This is a genomic window from Vibrio sp. B7 (assembly GCF_963888765.1).
Classification (GTDB): Bacteria; Pseudomonadota; Gammaproteobacteria; order Enterobacterales; family Vibrionaceae; genus Vibrio; species Vibrio anguillarum.
On sequence record NZ_CAWPKR010000035.1, the window covers coordinates 162,279 to 178,649 of the forward strand.

14 protein-coding genes are annotated in these 16,371 nt (G+C 44.4%); 5 read left to right on the forward strand and 9 right to left on the reverse strand.

The window, feature by feature from the left end:
- Positions 1-177: 177 nt before the first annotated feature.
- Together AACV32_RS11710 and clcA are read right to left on the reverse strand one after the other, a co-directional pair.
- Positions 178-1,152, reverse strand: a complete 975-nt coding sequence (locus tag AACV32_RS11710; RefSeq protein WP_013868491.1) for a TDT family transporter — start codon at positions 1,150-1,152, stop codon at positions 178-180.
- Positions 1,153-1,300: 148 nt separating this feature from the next.
- On the reverse strand, positions 1,301-2,698 hold the full coding sequence (clcA, locus tag AACV32_RS11715; RefSeq protein WP_013868492.1) for a H(+)/Cl(-) exchange transporter ClcA: 1,398 nt from the start codon (positions 2,696-2,698) through the stop codon (positions 1,301-1,303).
- A gap of 483 nt (positions 2,699-3,181) precedes the next feature.
- Here clcA and AACV32_RS11720 point away from each other — a divergent pair, with 483 nt between their 5' ends.
- Positions 3,182-4,168, forward strand: coding sequence for a CobW family GTP-binding protein (locus AACV32_RS11720; protein WP_170895131.1), 987 nt, complete (start codon positions 3,182-3,184; stop codon positions 4,166-4,168).
- Between the two features lie 117 nt (positions 4,169-4,285).
- On the opposite strand, the gene AACV32_RS11725 is transcribed toward AACV32_RS11720, so the two are convergent.
- From AACV32_RS11725 to ylqF, 6 genes are all read right to left on the reverse strand, one after another.
- Complete coding sequence (locus AACV32_RS11725) at positions 4,286-5,005, reverse strand: ABC transporter ATP-binding protein (protein ID WP_170895130.1); 720 nt, start codon at positions 5,003-5,005, stop codon at positions 4,286-4,288.
- Complete coding sequence (locus AACV32_RS11730; RefSeq protein WP_170895129.1) at positions 4,998-6,281, reverse strand: ABC transporter permease; 1,284 nt, start codon at positions 6,279-6,281, stop codon at positions 4,998-5,000. Before AACV32_RS11730 ends, AACV32_RS11725 begins: the two co-directional genes overlap by 8 nt.
- Before the next feature lie 2 nt (positions 6,282-6,283).
- Positions 6,284-7,501, reverse strand: a complete 1,218-nt coding sequence (locus tag AACV32_RS11735) for an ABC transporter permease (RefSeq protein WP_170895128.1) — start codon at positions 7,499-7,501, stop codon at positions 6,284-6,286.
- On the reverse strand, positions 7,498-8,784 hold the full coding sequence (locus AACV32_RS11740; RefSeq protein WP_017050028.1) for a TolC family protein: 1,287 nt from the start codon (positions 8,782-8,784) through the stop codon (positions 7,498-7,500). Before AACV32_RS11740 ends, AACV32_RS11735 begins: the two co-directional genes overlap by 4 nt.
- The gene (locus tag AACV32_RS11745; protein ID WP_170895127.1) at positions 8,774-9,919 is read right to left on the reverse strand and encodes an efflux RND transporter periplasmic adaptor subunit; all 1,146 of its coding nucleotides are present in this window, start codon (positions 9,917-9,919) and stop codon (positions 8,774-8,776) included. The genes AACV32_RS11740 and AACV32_RS11745 overlap by 11 nt, the downstream gene beginning before the upstream one ends.
- 224 nt (positions 9,920-10,143) lie before the next feature.
- On the reverse strand, positions 10,144-11,088 hold the full coding sequence (ylqF, locus tag AACV32_RS11750; protein ID WP_170895126.1) for a ribosome biogenesis GTPase YlqF: 945 nt from the start codon (positions 11,086-11,088) through the stop codon (positions 10,144-10,146).
- 508 nt (positions 11,089-11,596) lie between these two features.
- On the opposite strand from ylqF, the gene AACV32_RS11755 reads away from it, so the two are divergent.
- From AACV32_RS11755 to AACV32_RS11770, 4 genes are read left to right on the forward strand one after another with little or no spacing between them, the layout of a single operon-like run.
- The gene (locus AACV32_RS11755) at positions 11,597-12,457 is read left to right on the forward strand and encodes a DUF4123 domain-containing protein (protein ID WP_094147341.1); all 861 of its coding nucleotides are present in this window, start codon (positions 11,597-11,599) and stop codon (positions 12,455-12,457) included.
- 2 nt (positions 12,458-12,459) lie between these two features.
- Positions 12,460-14,382: a lipase family protein gene (locus AACV32_RS11760; RefSeq protein WP_170895125.1), complete on the forward strand. Its 1,923-nt coding sequence runs from the start codon at positions 12,460-12,462 to the stop codon at positions 14,380-14,382.
- Positions 14,379-15,107 (forward strand): type VI secretion system immunity protein TsiV1, encoded by a 729-nt coding sequence (gene tsiV1 / locus AACV32_RS11765; protein ID WP_094144339.1) that lies wholly within the window; start codon positions 14,379-14,381, stop codon positions 15,105-15,107. The genes AACV32_RS11760 and tsiV1 overlap by 4 nt, the downstream gene beginning before the upstream one ends.
- Positions 15,104-15,835 (forward strand): hypothetical protein, encoded by a 732-nt coding sequence (locus AACV32_RS11770; protein ID WP_170895124.1) that lies wholly within the window; start codon positions 15,104-15,106, stop codon positions 15,833-15,835. Before tsiV1 ends, AACV32_RS11770 begins: the two co-directional genes overlap by 4 nt.
- On the opposite strand, the gene AACV32_RS11775 is transcribed toward AACV32_RS11770, so the two are convergent.
- The gene (locus tag AACV32_RS11775; RefSeq protein ID WP_026027796.1) at positions 15,836-16,180 is read right to left on the reverse strand and encodes a helix-turn-helix domain-containing protein; all 345 of its coding nucleotides are present in this window, start codon (positions 16,178-16,180) and stop codon (positions 15,836-15,838) included.
- Between the last annotated feature and the right edge of the window lie 191 nt (positions 16,181-16,371).

A 16,371-nucleotide genomic window follows, 5' to 3' on the forward strand; every position in this document is an offset into this window, starting at 1 on the left:
TAATTAAATGCCAGCTGACAAAGGATATATTGAATATTAATTTAAAATTGTCACGAGTGAGTTTTTATTATTTTGGCTGCTATTGCAAATTAAGGTATAGTGTCTTTTATATTGTTCGTCATTGCCTAGGCTTATCCAGCCCTAATTAATTTTTAATTAAAGATAAATATTAGGTTTTTATTTATTAGCAAATAATTCAGGCCAATACATTTTTATATAACCAATAGAAACCCAAACGACTAAGAAAGTAGCAATAGTCAATTCAAATAACCCAAATTGATGTAACCAGTGCCATTGCGGGTACTGTCCTTCAAAGAAGGTGGTTAAACGATGCATGGCGATAGCACTGATGACAGAAGGGAAGGTCACAGCAGCAATAGACGGTTGAAACTTGAGCCTGAGCAGACGGATATAGCAAAGGTAAATAAGCAGTGTCATGGTGATGGCAATGCCAGCCAGTGCGCCTGTTAATATTGGATCAGGATGAGGGAAGTTGACCAAATACGTCGCGAGGGTGAGGTTAATAGGTGCAGCCATAATGGCGAGTGTTGGGCGTGCGCGTTTAGGTAACATTCCAGCAAACACCAAACGATATAACACTAACGGCAGCATAAAAAAATAGATAGCGATACAGACAGAGACGAGTGTTTCTGAAAAGACAGTGTGGCCAAATTGCGTGCCAGCGAGCGAGCTACTGATTAACCCAACCGGATAAAGAAACCAGCTTGGTACAATATGGCTGATTTTAAAGTTCATGGCCTGAAAACTGAAGAAAAGCAGCATCATGGTGAAGTGCAGCAAGAGCGCGGTAAACCAAATAGGATAAGCAATGAGCGGTGAAATTAAAGCGAGATAATCACTTAAGATCAGTAAAGTCATGCTCATTGGAGCCATCAAGCTACCTGAAAGAGGGTGGCGAATGTCCTCCATGAATGTCTTGAAGCTGGTGAGGTATTTTAGCAAGACAGGCAGCAGTAATAATGCACCGAGCAGTGCCAAATAGGGGCGAATAATGAGACCGACCGAGGGAATATAAAGTGCCCACGCATGCCCGAGGCTGATCACACCTAATGCTAGCGCCGCTTGAGAGGGCGGTGTGCTTTGTACTTGAATTAACCTTTTCCAGTTCAACGATAAACTCCATGTCATCATTTGCTCTAGAAAATGAATAATGTATTTCTAGCAGCCAGCAAACGAGCGCATTATCAAGTTTATCGAGTTGTGGTGCAACATCGCACTTTCTAATTTGTTACTTAGACATAACAATTCGCAGCGGAGTCAATATTCATGAGTCTCACGATTACTCTTTTGGTGGAAGATCTTGTTGTTGCAGCTTGGCATTTTTCAAGGTGCGATGGAGCAACTGACTATAAATGGGTTGGCCGCCAAGTAATTGAGCGAAAATAACCGCGCCAAGGCTAGTAATAATCAGCGGTAAAATTAAATAATAATTATTGGTCATTTCAATAACTAATAAAATACCTGTAATGGGTGCGCGAACCGTTGCGGCAAACAGTGCACCCATGCCTGCAATGGCGAACATTCCTGGGTCAATCGCTAATTGTGGTAACAGTTCTTGCGCAATCAGGCCAAAGGCGTAGCCAAACAGCGTGCCTAATGCCAGCATTGGTGCAAAAATCCCGCCCGGAGCACCAGAACCAAAGCAGATCAAGGTGGTAAAAATACGACCAATGAACAAAAGCAGCAAGATAGCGGCACCGTAGTCACCATTGGTGATATTAGGGATTAGTGAGATGCCACCCCCAGTCAATTCAGGAATATACAATAAAGTTAAGCCAAAACAGCCTCCCAATAGTGAACCCGTGAGTAAATATCGTTTACGATCATTGCGATGAATTCTGGCAAAAATATCTTGTGATAGTGTGATTAAACGGTTGAATAGCACACCGAAAATACCAAACAGTCCCCCAAGCAGCAGAAACAGCCACAGTGAAGCCAGCTCTGGTGCTTGATATTGCGGCATTTGGATCACAGCATGTTGGCCATTAATCACGCGAAAGACGATATTTGCCGCCACCGCCGAGACAATGACGGCACGTACTGAAATGAGGGTATAGCGAAACTGCGGGCGCATCTCCTCTATCACAAACATGATGCCCGCCAGCGGCGCATTAAATGCGGCAGCTAGGCCTCCAGCTGCGCCAGATGCTAAGAGTGAGTGGCGGGTATCGTCATTTTTTATGCGGAAAATATCCGACACCATTCGGCCAATGGCTCCCCCCATTTGAACCGTGGGCCCTTCACGTCCCAAAACCATACCAGAACCTAAGGCACCCATACCGCCAAAAAACTTCACTGGCAGTACTCGCCACCAACGAACGGGGCGCATACCATCCATCGCGCCTTCAATTTCAGGAATGCCAGAACCGGCGGCTTCGGGCGCAAACCGGTGCACAAGAAAATAACCGATAAACGCCAACGCTGCACTGATAAGAAAAGCGGCCAACCACAAGGGTAAGATATTACCAATCTCACTTTTTAACCACTCGGTGCGTGTTTCAGAAACCAGGTGCACAGCGGCTTCAAAGTAAGTACCAACAATCCCAGCAAGAATACCGACAATGAGCGAAAGAAAAAGGATTGAGAGTGGTGTTTTGTCCTTAGAGAGAAATTGGTTAATCGTATCTTTTGGAACTTTTGCAAGCAGTGACTGTTTCAATCTCTCTCTTTTGGTCATGTAAAAAAGGGCCTCGATTGGTAAAATGTGAACATATTTTGTTACAGAATTATACGCGCCAAAGTGATTAACTATAGCGTCAAAGCTGCAATGTAGATTTCCATATCTGGAAGATGGAGAGATTCTCTACTAAAAACGAGATCTGAGTTAAAAATGAGTTAAAAAACAGAGATTGAACCTTGCTAAGCCAGCCAAATGAACCATAGTTAAAGCGTAAGGCAGATTCAGATATCGTACAGGGAGGAATTCAAGCCTTACCTACAATTTGGATGGAATCAGCAATATTTCAATTCTATGTCCTCGTTTATGATCGGGTTGCATCTATAGTCCTCCCGATTCGCGAACTCACGATTGAGTTACGAGGGGAAAGGCGCGCTCACCGTAGTGCGCCTTTTGTCGTTTATGTACCTCGGCTCATTGTTGCCTGTAAACCATGCACTGGCTTCTTATTTCGGTATATACTGCCGCAAAAGGAGTGCTGACATGACAAAAAAAGTACCAACTAATATTATTACCGGTTTTCTTGGTGTAGGAAAAACGACGGCCATTTTGAATTTATTGAAGAATAAACCTGCTGATGAAAAGTGGGCGGTGTTGGTCAATGAGTTTGGAGAAATTGGTATTGATGGGGCGATGATGTCTGACCAAGGCGCGCTGATCAAAGAAGTACCGGGCGGCTGTATGTGCTGTACCGCGGGTGTTCCTATGTCTGTTGGAATTAACGCCTTACTTAGGCAAAAGCCCGATCGTCTATTAATTGAGCCAACAGGGCTTGGGCACCCTAAGCAAGTGGTGGCAACTTTAACTTCTGATCAATATGCACCGTATGTCGATTTAAAAGCCACGATCACTTTAGTGGATCCGCGCAACTTGCGTAATGAAAAATACACATCCAACCAAAATTTTAATGACCAATTGGCCAGTGGTGATGTGGTGATTGGCAATAAAGTGGATCAATGCACTAGTGCTGATGTGGATGCGTTTAATGACTGGGTGACTGATCAATCACCCGCGAAGATTTTTAGCAAGTTAGTCAAGCAAGGTGAGTTGCCTTTAGAATTATTAGATATTGAACGTCTTCACGGCGCAGCTTCTACTCATATTGAAGCGCATCACCATCATCATGCTTCGTTAGAACCACAGTTTGCGTTACAGCCGGGTAAAGCGTTTGTGCGCAAAGAAAATCGGGGCCAAGGTTATTTCAGTTGTGGTTGGTTAATCGGCGCTGAATACCATTTTGATTTTGATGAGCTTTTTTCTATGCTGAGTGCCCTGACCGCTGAGCGTGTTAAGGCGGTCGTCAATACCGATAAAGGATGCTACGCCTTCAACATCAACCAAGGAGTCGTTTCAGTGAATGAGATGAGCTTAGAAGGGTTTGAATCACGCTTAGAAGTGATTGACTCACAGTTCATGCCATGGGATCAACTCGAAGCGGTATTGCTGAAATTGGCGGGTATCTCTCAATAGGATCCAAAGAAAAAACCAACAAAGAAAGAACAAAGAAAAAATGAACTAAGAAAGGCGAACTGGAACGGCTTCGTCTTTCTCGTTCACTTTATAACTTCTTATAATGCGTTGAGCTATTTATGGCTGCCTTGTTGCGAGATCAACGCGTTCATCAGATAAAATCTGCCCATCTTTGATATTCACTATTCTGTGAGTTCGCTTCGCTAATGCGAGATCGTGAGTGACGACAATAAGCGTTCGTCCTTCTTGATGAAGCTCATTGAACAGGGCTTCAATTTCAGCGCCTGATTTTGAATCTAACGCACCTGTCGGTTCGTCGGCTAAGATAATTTGCGGATCATTGACCAACGCGCGCGCAATCGCCACCCGCTGCTTTTGTCCCCCCGAGAGCTGGTTGGGTTTATGCTGCATGCGATCGCCAAGCCCCACTTTTTCTAATAGTGTTGCTGCACGTGCTCGGCGCTCTTTTAATTTTACTCCGCGATAGACCAAGGGTAGGGCGACGTTATCGAGAGCATTAGCGTATTCGAGCAGGTTGAAACTTTGAAAAACAAAGCCAATTTTTTGATTACGAATATGAGCCAATTGATGGCTGCTGAGCGAGGCGACCGCCTTGTCGTCCAACTGATATTCACCCGATGTAGGAACATCCAAGCAACCGAGGATATTCATTAAGGTTGATTTACCCGAGCCTGATGGCCCTAGAATAGAGAGAAATTCGCCTTTTTGAATCGATAGCGAAACGCCGTCTAATGCTTTGACCAACTCTTCACCACTGCGATAGTGCTTGCTGATATTGGTCAATTGAACAAGGTTCGGTAAGTTTTGTTTATTCACTTTGTAATGCCTCTAATGGCGTAATGCTAGCCGCGCGATTGGCGGGAAACCACGCGGCAATCACACCGACAATCGCCAGCGCCGCGATCACAAGAAAGACAATCGAAAACGACAGTTCGGGTAAGGGTTTCCCTAATTGCTCAAACAGCATATTGCCTTCTAAGGGAGCGTATCTTAATAAGGTGATCAGCCCGTAAGTGGATCCTAAGCCAGCTAAACCGCCAAGTGACATCGTGAGCAAGGCTTGCACTAAATAATGGAGTTTGATAGTGGTGGGCGTAGCTCCGACGGCCATTCGTACACCGATGTCTCGCGTGGATCGTTTTACCGTGGCGTACATGACATTGGCAATACCAATGCCTGCTACGCCGAGGGTAATAAGCCCAATAATGCCCAAAAATCCTTGTAGACCGAATAAGAAACGGCGCATGCTTTTTTGCCTCAATAGCATGTCTTCGACTTGCAGGAGCTGCGTGTCTGAAGCACTGGCACCGTACTTTCTGGCGATCACTTGCTTAACCACTTGCGCGGCTTTTTCGCGATCAACCGTGGCATTGAGCTGCACATTGATCGCTGCAATCGCTGCGTTGGGGTTAAAACGTTGCCAAGTGCGAAAAGGCACAAATACCGCGTAGTCAATAGGGGTTCCTTGTTCTACCTCTGCACTTGTCTGCGCTATCACGCCGATAACGGTAAAGTTTTCATCACCTATTTTTATCAATTGACCGACGGGGTTTATGCTCAGCGTCTGGGGTTCCAGCCAACTCCAACCATCCTCAGAATTGAACAATTGCACTGCGGCGTTATAACCGAGTACAACCACTTTACGCTGCTGTTGATTATCGAGCGGGTTGATCCATCGCCCTCCTTTGGCTATCTCAATACCAGTTAAGGACTGATATTCTGGGTTAACCGCTAGTGGGCGCTGCCAGGTGCCATTGTCTTGATTGCTGACGCGTTTATCCCATTGTGCGCTGACTTCAGCGCGTTGGATAAAGGGCAGTGCGCGAACAAGCTCAACATCATCTGCTTGCAAAGAGAGGGCTTTCCCTTCAAAAAAGCGTCCGGCGGTCTGGCTGGCATACCCCCCGGTCAAATAGAGTAAATTGCCATTGCCACTTTGTGATGAGCGTGTCAGCCCTTGGCGTAATCCTTCGCCTGTTGCGAGCATGGTGGCGATGCAAAGTGTGCCCCAAGCCACCGCTAAAATAGTGAGTAGCAAGCGCAGTTTTTCGGCCGCCATCTCTTGATAAATTTGCCTGATAGGTAACATCATTATTAAGCCCTCGCACTTAAGGCGATGACGGGGGTGAGATTGGCGGCACGCTTTGCTGGGAAATAAGCAGCCAGCAGTGCAAACAACGTGGTGACGAGCAGTGACCAGCCTAGAGCTGGCACAGTGATGACTGGTTCGCCGAGCCAATCAGGTAAGCCGATGTAATTCAGTAATAGTACCACCAGATAGGAGAGGAGCATTCCGAACACTGCACCTAATGCCACTAGCAACCCACCTTCTAAAATAAACTGGCGCAAAATGATCTTCGGTGTTGCGCCAATGGCTAAACGCACACCAATTTCCCGCGTTCTTTCCGTGACAGAAAGGAACATGATATTGGCGACGCCCAAAGCGCCGACCGCAAGCGTCATCGCTCCACTTGCCCCTAAGAACAGCTGTATACCTCGAAACAAGGCATTGAAAAACTGAGCGCCGCTACTGAAGTCAGGTAGGTTTATGGCCTCAGTATCGCTCGGATCAAAATGTTTCTGTTTGGCGAAGAAAGAGAGGATGTTCATGCGCAATACCGCTGCTGGTATCCCTGCGGCGGGCTGCACAAGGAAAAATTCAGGCTCACTTTGCCAAAGATCAGTAAAAGCGCTGCTTGGGATCATCACTTGGCTGTTTTCATTGTTTATCGAAATGCCCCCTTCTTGCTGCTGAGTAATACCGACAACCGAGAAGGGAATGGTATTGACTTTGATCGTATCACCAATGGATAGCTGACCAACTTGTGCCAACTGCCAACCAACCACCGCAATTCGGGAATGGTTTTGCTGATCGCTGGCGTGAATGCCGCGTGACCCCGCGGTCAGTTGCAAGTTGCGCAATGCTAAAAATTGAGAGTCGATCCCGCTGACGTAACCGGGAAGCATTCGGCCTTTTACATTCGTCACTTTAGCATCCCATTTTCCGTAGATAACTGATAATGCGCTGATGTTTGGGTGCTGTGCCAAAGCATGCATTTCCGGCTCTGAAAGGGTAATCGCTCGTCTTGCCGCAAGGCCTTGCCAAGGTTTGGTGGTTTGACTGGGGAAAGCCATTTGTGTATCGCTCATTAACAGCGCGAAAGATTGTGTATTGACGCGATAAAATCCTTCACCTAAGGCAACGAGCACTAAAACCGACACAATACCCCAAACGATAGCAATGACCGCGAGGGCGCTGCGTAGCCGATGGGCAAGCAGCGTTTGCACGACTTGTTGTAGGCTTGAGATCATGAGTGCAGAGCCTGAGAGAGCGAAGCGATCACGTCATCATCTAACTGCCCAGCAGCTTGCAGCAGGCCAATCCGCTGCTTCCAATATTGGTACAATCGCCGTTGTAGACTGTTTTTACTGTTAAACAGAGCGTTATGGGCGTCAATCAAATCAGAAGCTTCAGTCATTCCTGACTCATAAACGGTTTGTTTACTTTTTAAAGCTTGCTCTCGTGAGCGGACTTGTAACTGAGCCATCTCCACTTGTCGCCAATCCAGATGGATTTGGTTAAAGCCACTTTGAATTTTGCGTTTAATCTCGATATCTACCTTGCGCAGTACTTGCTTGGCGCTTAAGACTTGCAGCGCAGCCTGATCGACCGTGGCGCGCGTGGAACCATTCAAATCCAACGGAATTTTTAAGCTTAAACCTGTACTGAGATCCCCATCTCGACCCTGATCATTGTCTTGGTAAGAAACACTGCCAGATAAGGTGGGATAATATTTGGCTTTGGCTGCATCTCGGCCAAATTCAGAAGCGGCGACTTCCTGCTGGGCAGCCAATAACTCAGGGCTGTTATTCTGCGCAAGCTTTAACCATTCAGTTTCGCTGCTGACCTGCATTGGCGGTTCAATGAGGTCGGTCGTTTTAATTTGGTCAATGTGCTGTGGGTCTTGATTGATGAGCGCGATAAGGGCTGACTTTTTCTCTTCTAGAGCAGCTTGCGCACTGAGTATATCGGCTTGCTCATCGACGTGGTTAGCACGCATGTCTTCCAATGCCGTTGATCGAATTTTTCCTGCTTTGTAGCGCTGCTCGGTAATCTTCAGCAGTTTTGCACCTTCTACGAACTTTTGCTCAGCAAGTTGTAGATCGCCTTGTGCGCTGGCGAGATCGAGATAGGCATACAGTAATGTTGCAGCCAGCTCATTATGTGCAGTCTTCACTTTTAATTGTGATGCCACATAGCTTGCTTGAGATTGGTCGAGCTGTGCCCAATTAGCGCTATCCCAAATGGTTTGGCTTAATGTGGCACTATAGCCTTTAGTGTTGTTGCCATCGTCATCCCATGAGGTATCCGCGCTGAGGCTAAAAGAAGGCAGCAAGGCACTTTTGGTACTTCGGACCTCTGTTTCACTGATTTGAGATTGGATCTGTGCTTGTGAATAAGTAGGGTCAAAAGCTTTGGCGGCTTGCCAAGCTTGTTCAATAGTGATGGCGTGAGCTGAAAAAGTCACCGCGCCACAGAACGTCATTAGCGCGGCTGCTAGCGCATTACGTTGAAAAGGGCGCTTAGTGGTCATCTTTGCCTCCGAATAAACTGTTGTCGATGATCACATCCTCCGCTGATAAACCCGCAATCACTTCCACATTAATGCCATCGGACAAACCTAAGGTTACGGCGCGCACTTGGTAACCTTGTTCTGACTGATCTGGGATCAAGACTTCAGGTTTTTCACCGCTAAATCGTAATGCGCGCTCTGGAATGGTGATGACGTTTTCCACGCTCTTTAATGTGATCTGTGCGGTAGCAGAAAAGCCCGAGCGAATCACCATATTGTCAGGAAAGCGAATCTGGTTAATCTCCACTTCAAATCCATTATCAAAGCTAGTCGTTTTAGTATCACTAGGGTTATTCAACTTATCAGATTGAACCGCAACTTTGCTTAATACGCCGCTGATTTCTGCTTCTGGATACGGTGCTAACGTTAAGTTGACGGCCATCCCTGAGGCGAGTTGCGCCGCATCATGTTCACTGACACTGCCTTTGAAAATCATGTCATTCATATCGGCAATCGACATCATTTCAGTTGCCGCTTGGCTTGAGGCAGTGGAAATGATCGGCTCTCCTACTTCCACTTTTAGGTTTAAAATGGTGCCATCAATGGGGGCGACGAGTGTGGACGTGAGTTTCGAATCGCCAACCGATGCTTCACCGCTGCGGATCAGCTCAAGGTTCTGCCTTTTTTGTTGCACTTCGGCTTGTTTTGATTTTAGCTCTGATTTTGCTTGGATTAGCTCACCGTAGTTTTCCGGCACAATCTTTTGTTCAACTAACTGCTGCAAGTTTGCCAGCGTCTGTTTGGCGGAATCTAAGCTCGCCTCACTTTGCATTAAAGCGGTGGTTGCGTCGGTTAACGCTTGCGGTGTTGGATTTGGACGCACTTTGATCAAAGGCGTGCCCAAGGTAACTTGTTCACCGACCCGATGATAAATTTCACCGACAATCCCCTCAATTTGCGATTTTATAGATACCGAGTGAGCTGGCACGATTTGGCCAACAGCGATTGCCTGTTTGGCAATATTTCCCTGTTCGACCGTCAGAGTGGGGAAAGCCGAGAGAGATTCATTGCTATTGGTAGTTAGGTAATAGCCCCCGCAGATTAAGGCGGCGCTAATTACCGCGATGGCCCAACGCTTTTTCATGAACAATTCCATATCAAGGAGAAAATAAACAATGGTGGTATGACTTGAGTGTCATCAGAAGGTTCCTTCATGCTATAGAAGTAGCGCATAAAAACCTGTATTGATTTGTCATGATAATGTCAGTTAGAAATAGCAAACAGCATGCAGTTGTCTGTTTTGATGAAAAGGGCGATCATTGACCGCCCTGATGGTAATAGTAGAAATGAGGTGTAGCGTAGAAGGGATCCGAGAGGAATTTAGCGCTTATTACGCAAATAACGTTTACGACGCTCTACTTTTTTGGCTGCTTTTTCCTCGGCTTCTCTAGCCGTTCGTTCTTCCACTTCCACTAACTCTTTGGTGATCATTTCAGGGCGTTCAAGAGTAATTTGGCCGAGAATACCTTGGCGTAATTCATGCAGCAGGATCTCCGACGCTTTGTGCAGATCAATACGGCCACCGGGGCGCAGAGCACCACGTTTGCGGCCAATTTCTTCCATCCATTCCACATCAGATTGAGGTAGCTCATCGATTTGATAACGCTTTTGCAAACGCTCAGGATAAGCTTGCGCTAAATACTCAACAGTATAAAAGGCTACATCCTCATATTCCATTGCAGTATCTTTTACTGCCCCCGTTGCGGCTAGGCGAAAACCACTGTGTGGGTTTTCCACTTTAGGCCATAAAATTCCCGGAGTATCGGACAGCACAATGCCATTTTGCAAATTGATACGTTGTTGGCGGCGAGTAACGGCGGGTTGGTTACCTGTTTGAGCCACAGCGCGACCGGCTAACGTATTGATGATGGTTGATTTACCGACGTTCGGGATGCCCATGATCATGGTGCGAATATTTTTCCCCACTTCTTCACGATGTGGTGCCAACTTACGGCAAAGCTCCATGATTTTATGCACTTCTTGAGGGTTAGACGTGGTTACCGCCATTGCTTTCACCCCTTGTTCTTTCTCAAAATGGTCGATCCACAATTGCGTCATTTCTGGGTCTGCTAGGTCACGTTTATTGAGTACCTTCACACACGGTTTATTACCACGCAAATGGGAGATAAGTGGATTCTCGCTGCTAAACGGGATACGAGCGTCCAACACTTCGATAATCACATCAACTTGCGGAATGACCTCTTCGATCTCCTTACGTGCTTTATGCATGTGTCCCGGAAACCATTGAATTGTGTTGTTAACCATTTGAAAACTGCCTTTTAATGTAAAAATTCTGCTGGTGGAGGAAGAGAGTTTTTATTGATGTTTATGAGAATCATCAACAAGGTTTACTGATAACCACCGCAGTTTTAGATGTGATGATGTTAACATTTAATTGGCGAGGCTGGAATCTAAGCTGTGCGGTGAACTTTACGTGTTCTGTCAATGATGAGATGGCTTAGGATTGACGACGCTCGTGCAGTTACATCTCTTGTCGGTGAGAGAGCACTGAACCGAGCAAAAATTCGGTCAGATCGTGCTTGGTTAAGCAAGTTTTTGCCCAGCGGAGCAATTTATTGCTCAAGTAGTCAAACGATAAAGTTAACCTATTGAAATATAATAATTTAACACTGGCATTGCTTTTGCTTAGTGAGGCATTACATTATGCGATGCGATTCACGAAAAAGGACCAAACCATGCCAGCCGCTCTTCGAACCATTTCTTACCAAGCGTTATTAAACGCAGAGCAAGCCCATATGCCAGCCGTAAGATTATGCTCTACGCAGGGGAAACCGTCATGATCCTCTCTTGGTTTCAACAGCAGCAAAATCATCGCTATTGGTTAGTTGATCGCAAGCTTCATAAGCAGGCCTTACAGCAAAATGGGGGCTTTGGATTTGAAGAAGCCGTGCCTCTGTTTTATGGTGCAATGTTTACTGAGGTGATGGCACTCTCTCCATGGTTAATCCCTGTTTCTGAATCGGTATTATCGCTCCCTGAAGCGTTACTTGAACAGGGTATTGGGCTGTCAAGTCATGCCGTGGGTGATGAAGTTTTGCAGCATCTTCGCAGTTTATTAATTGCCGGATTAGAGGGCGAGGAAGTGATGTTTCGCTTTTACGATAGGTCGGTCATTATTGCTATGTTAGCGCGAATGGACCAATCAGAAGTGAACCAGTTTTTGGGCAATATCAATCAATTGGCTGCATTAGGTGATGGAGACCAAGGCCACGATCGAGATCAAGGCCACTTAGTCACGTTTAACAACACCTCGCACGCGCCATTTAATGCTCAGCAAGGCTCTTGGTGGGTAATAAAAGCGCATCATCTTGATAAACAAGAGAACTTACCTTTGTTAAAAGCTAACCTTGAATCTTGGTTATGGCAGCATTTCCCCAAGGCAATGGACCAGCACTTAACCCAAGGGCGTGATATCGCTTCCATGCTCACACCGTTTCTCTCTGCTGCTGAGCAAACCTTAACGTATCGTGTGATGAGCGCGGCCATCGCGGCGATCATGGGCAACGAATACTTGGCTCAGCCTAGCATGATAGAACTGATCAAAGACAATCAAAATGAAGAGATTAAATACGCTCTGCATGCCTTAAGTCGTCAATTACAACATGAGGGATAATCATGGATTCATTTAACCATTGCGTGCAGTGCAACCCCGAGAAAAACTGGTTGGAACTGGAGTTCATGAGTGAAAACGATGAACCGATTGATGGCCTTGCCGTCACTATTACGAACAAAATTACCTCCAACACACACACGCAAACCACCAGCGCCGGTAAAGTATTATTTGCAAATATTGCCGCAGGTGAATGGCGCGCTTCCGTCAGCCAAGCCTCTTTGTTAAGCGAAGTTGAAAAGTACGCCAGCCGTAAAGAAGGGCAAGAGTCGCCAGTGAAAACCCGCGCATCGGCAGAGCGTGATGCTGCTGAGCAAAGCCCGAAACGGTATCACAGCACCACCATAGGTGATTTTTGGGATGAAGCCCCTCAAGATGAGTTTTTGCAAGAGCATCATAAAGGGATAGATACCAATGCCTCTGCGGAAAAAGCAGGGTTCAGCCTTAGCCACAACCAAAGTTACGTTTTCGAAATCAAAGCACTGCGCAGTTATATGCCAGTGATTATTGATACCGATGAATTTAGTTTGGTGAATAGTTATACCTTTGCGTTGTTATCGAAATTGGCTTATGCGACTAACGATTTTAATAGGGATGATGGTAAGACAACAGATAATCAGGGTGCGATTAGTACGGTAATTTCTCAGTTAAAGCGCAAAGAAAGACCAACTTATTCTGGGGATTTACAGGCGAAATGGCTACTAGAAGAGATACCATACAGCAGAGCTTTAAGTGCTCAATATTATGCTGAGGATGATGTTGGCAGTGAAGGTTACATCATCTTTAACGATGAATTGGCGATTATAGGTGTGAGAGGTACAGAGCCTTATTTCCAGAGTAAGAAACCACCTGTTGACAACACGAAATTTAAAATTATAAAAGCGGCTTCAGGTATGGCGGTTGTGATTGCGGATAAGATAGAAAGTGCTACCGATTCACCAGGAATGAAAGACCTTATTATAACGGACCTTGATGCTGCGCAAATCGCCCCCGAAGAGTTTGGTGGAACGTATATCCATCGGGGGTTTTACCAATATACGATGGCTTTGTTATCTTTGATGGAGAAAGATCTAGGACTACATAAAATAAAAAAATTCTACTGTTGTGGCCATAGCTTAGGGGGCGCTGGTGCATTACTTCTAAGCGCATTGATTAAAGATAGCTATCATCCCCCAGTATTGCGTTTATATACATATGGAATGCCACGTACAGGAACGCGCAGTTTTGTTACTCGGTATCAGAATATTCTGCATTATCGTCATGTTAATAACCATGATTTGGTTGCTCAAATCCCCATGACATGGGCAAATACCGATCTTACAGAGGGGCTAGATAAATGGGATGTATTTAGTAGTGGTATAACATTGATTAAAAAAATGCTTACCGATAACGACGATGATAATTATCTCCACCATGGTCATTTATCGCAGTTATTAACTTATAATGATTCTGACCAGATTTTACTGACGCCAAGGCAAACACAAATCACTATGCTAGATCTGGCAAAATTAGCCAGTAATGATTCTGTTACTTTGGTAAATAGCTTATCCGACGCTTCAATTGCAGAGCATGGAATGGAATATTATATCCCTAATTTGTGGCAACAAATGTATTCTTTAAGTAATGAAAGTTTAATGGTGCATTACCAGCAAGCGATATCAGCTCTCGATCAAGAAATTGCTACTTTACAGAAAAATTATCTCACCGTTAAACAAACTTGGGCTGAATCTTTAGGAAATGCTACACCAGCGTTGAGCATTGGACGTTTGATGAATGAGATGAATTCTATAAATAAACTAATAGAAAATCGCAATAAAATAAGAGGAGAGCTCAAGCAGATAGTCTTTGACCCTCAGCGCTTACCACTAGCGAAGTTATTAATAGCGCAAAAAACATTGCCTGATGAAATTAAGGATCAACTACAATGAAGTTATTGAATAACCTCACAATGAAAAAGCGAATATTAATTATTGTACTATTCATCGCATTATTTTTCCTTGGGTATGATTATGACCAGACTTCTCAACCGAATATTTGGGGTGATGAACCTGATGAGTCCTATATTACTATATCAGGCAAAAAGCCTATAGATGCTTATTTAGAAGTTTGGACTCATTTTTGGGTGACAGGAGATGAGTGTGAGGCTTATTCCTACGATTTATTTGGTCAAAAAGCTCATAAAGGAGGAAAGATAAGTCAGAAAATTACGCATGATTTTGCTAAAGATGGTTCAAATTTTGAATTTAGAATTCCTTACCAAACGTATAAGAACTCACAAAATTGTATAGTGGAATTAAGAGACTTTTCCATACAAGCTCACAATGATTTTGATACTGTAGGCTTTGCTCAGTTGCGATTTTCTCCGGCAGGCAGAGAATATTACAATCGAGAGGTTGAGCTAAACTCATTGATTACAGCAGATAATTGCAATAGTGATATATTTAAAAGTGTAAGAAAAGAGTGGGCAGGGGCCATTGGTTGTCATTTTTATGTCGATGGAAAGAAAAAGACTAAAGATGAAGAGTTTAACGCTTACACCGTCTATTACGATTTCTCGAAATTCAATAATGACACCGTTATTAATTACGATATATTAGCCGGTGAGAATTACCGCTCTGAGCCGTTAGATAAAGAGAAAGGGCCGCAAGAGTGAAATTTATCACTAATACCAATAGGAAAAAGCGAATATCAATTGTTGTACTATTCATCGCATTATTTTTCCTTGGGTATGACTATTACCAGACTTCTCAACCGAATATTTGGGGTGATGAACCTGATGAATCCTATATTACGATCACAGGTAAAAAACCAACCGATACTCACATAGTTGCATGGGCTGCATTTTGGGTAATGGGCGATGAATGTAAAACCTATTCCTATGATATGTTTGGCCGTAAAGCGCACAAGGGAGGGAAAATTGATAAAAAATATACCTATGATTTTTCAGACGAACCAAACCGCTATGAATTGCGTTTACCTTATAAATCAGTAGTAGATAGTAATCAGTGTACGGTTGCCTTAAGAGATGTTTCTATTCATGTGTACAACGATTTTGATGAAAATGGTTTTGCTGAATTGCGAATTTATTCTCCAACAAATAGCTATGATAAGGCGATTGATATTAATTCAATCGTACAAGCAAAGGAATGTAATGCCAAAATTTGGCAATGGGCAAGCAAAGATAGATGGTCAGGAGCTATGACTTGTTTTTATTTCGTAAATGATATAATTAAAACCAAGGAACCAGAATCAAACGCCTACACCGTCTACTACGATTTCTCGAAATTTAATAACGACACTGTGATTCATTACGATATATTAGCCGGTGAAAATTACCGCTCTGAGCAGTTAGTGCAAGAACAAGTCGCTGTAGCGCAATAATTAGGCATAATGAATGTATTCAATGATCACTTGATTACCTTCTATAGAAACATGCTGGATATCACCATCAACACTTATTCGGTTTTTTAAACAGATCGCTTTTACCTCGCTGGTGGCGGTCTGTTTCAAACTCGGTAGTACCCTGTGCGGCTCAATATGTAGATGACGACAGAATTGACTGATAAACGTCATCGATAAAGAGCTATCCCCTCGTAAAAGATGTGAGAACTCAAGTTGAGTAAGGTTAAGTCGCTTAGCCATCTCCATCTGAGTCAAATGCATTTTAGCCTTTTGTGACATCCATACATTGTATAAGGCTTGGCGATCCTCTTCGCTAAACACCATAGTCCATCCTCTTTTTGTTATCACCTTTATTGGTGGTGTGCAGAGTGACAAAAACGAGTTGAGGTAGTGTCAATGAGAGGTTAAGGCCAGTTTAAATTTTTAATCAATTTCCCTACCAAAACTCTTTCTTGCTCTCGGATTCTTCCTGTTTGATATCGAGCCACCGTCTCAAAAAATGTAAAGCGTGATTC

Excerpts from the sequence above, each read along its gene's own strand:
- clcA (WP_013868492.1), bottom strand. The coding sequence starts at position 2,698 with ATGACCAAAAGAGAGAGATTGAAACAGTCACTGCTTGCAAAAGTTCCA.
- ylqF (WP_170895126.1), bottom strand. The coding sequence starts at position 11,088 with ATGGTTAACAACACAATTCAATGGTTTCCGGGACACATGCATAAAGCA.
- AACV32_RS11740 (WP_017050028.1), bottom strand. The coding sequence starts at position 8,784 with ATGACCACTAAGCGCCCTTTTCAACGTAATGCGCTAGCAGCCGCGCTA.
- AACV32_RS11760 (WP_170895125.1), top strand. The coding sequence starts at position 12,460 with ATGGATTCATTTAACCATTGCGTGCAGTGCAACCCCGAGAAAAACTGG.
- AACV32_RS11755 (WP_094147341.1), top strand. The coding sequence starts at position 11,597 with ATGCTCTACGCAGGGGAAACCGTCATGATCCTCTCTTGGTTTCAACAG.
- AACV32_RS11745 (WP_170895127.1), bottom strand. The coding sequence starts at position 9,919 with ATGGAATTGTTCATGAAAAAGCGTTGGGCCATCGCGGTAATTAGCGCC.
- tsiV1 (WP_094144339.1), top strand. The coding sequence starts at position 14,379 with ATGAAGTTATTGAATAACCTCACAATGAAAAAGCGAATATTAATTATT.
- AACV32_RS11720 (WP_170895131.1), top strand. The coding sequence starts at position 3,182 with ATGACAAAAAAAGTACCAACTAATATTATTACCGGTTTTCTTGGTGTA.
- AACV32_RS11735 (WP_170895128.1), bottom strand. The coding sequence starts at position 7,501 with ATGATCTCAAGCCTACAACAAGTCGTGCAAACGCTGCTTGCCCATCGG.
- AACV32_RS11775 (WP_026027796.1), bottom strand. The coding sequence starts at position 16,180 with ATGGTGTTTAGCGAAGAGGATCGCCAAGCCTTATACAATGTATGGATG.
- AACV32_RS11710 (WP_013868491.1), bottom strand. The coding sequence starts at position 1,152 with ATGATGACATGGAGTTTATCGTTGAACTGGAAAAGGTTAATTCAAGTA.
- AACV32_RS11730 (WP_170895129.1), bottom strand. The coding sequence starts at position 6,281 with ATGATGTTACCTATCAGGCAAATTTATCAAGAGATGGCGGCCGAAAAA.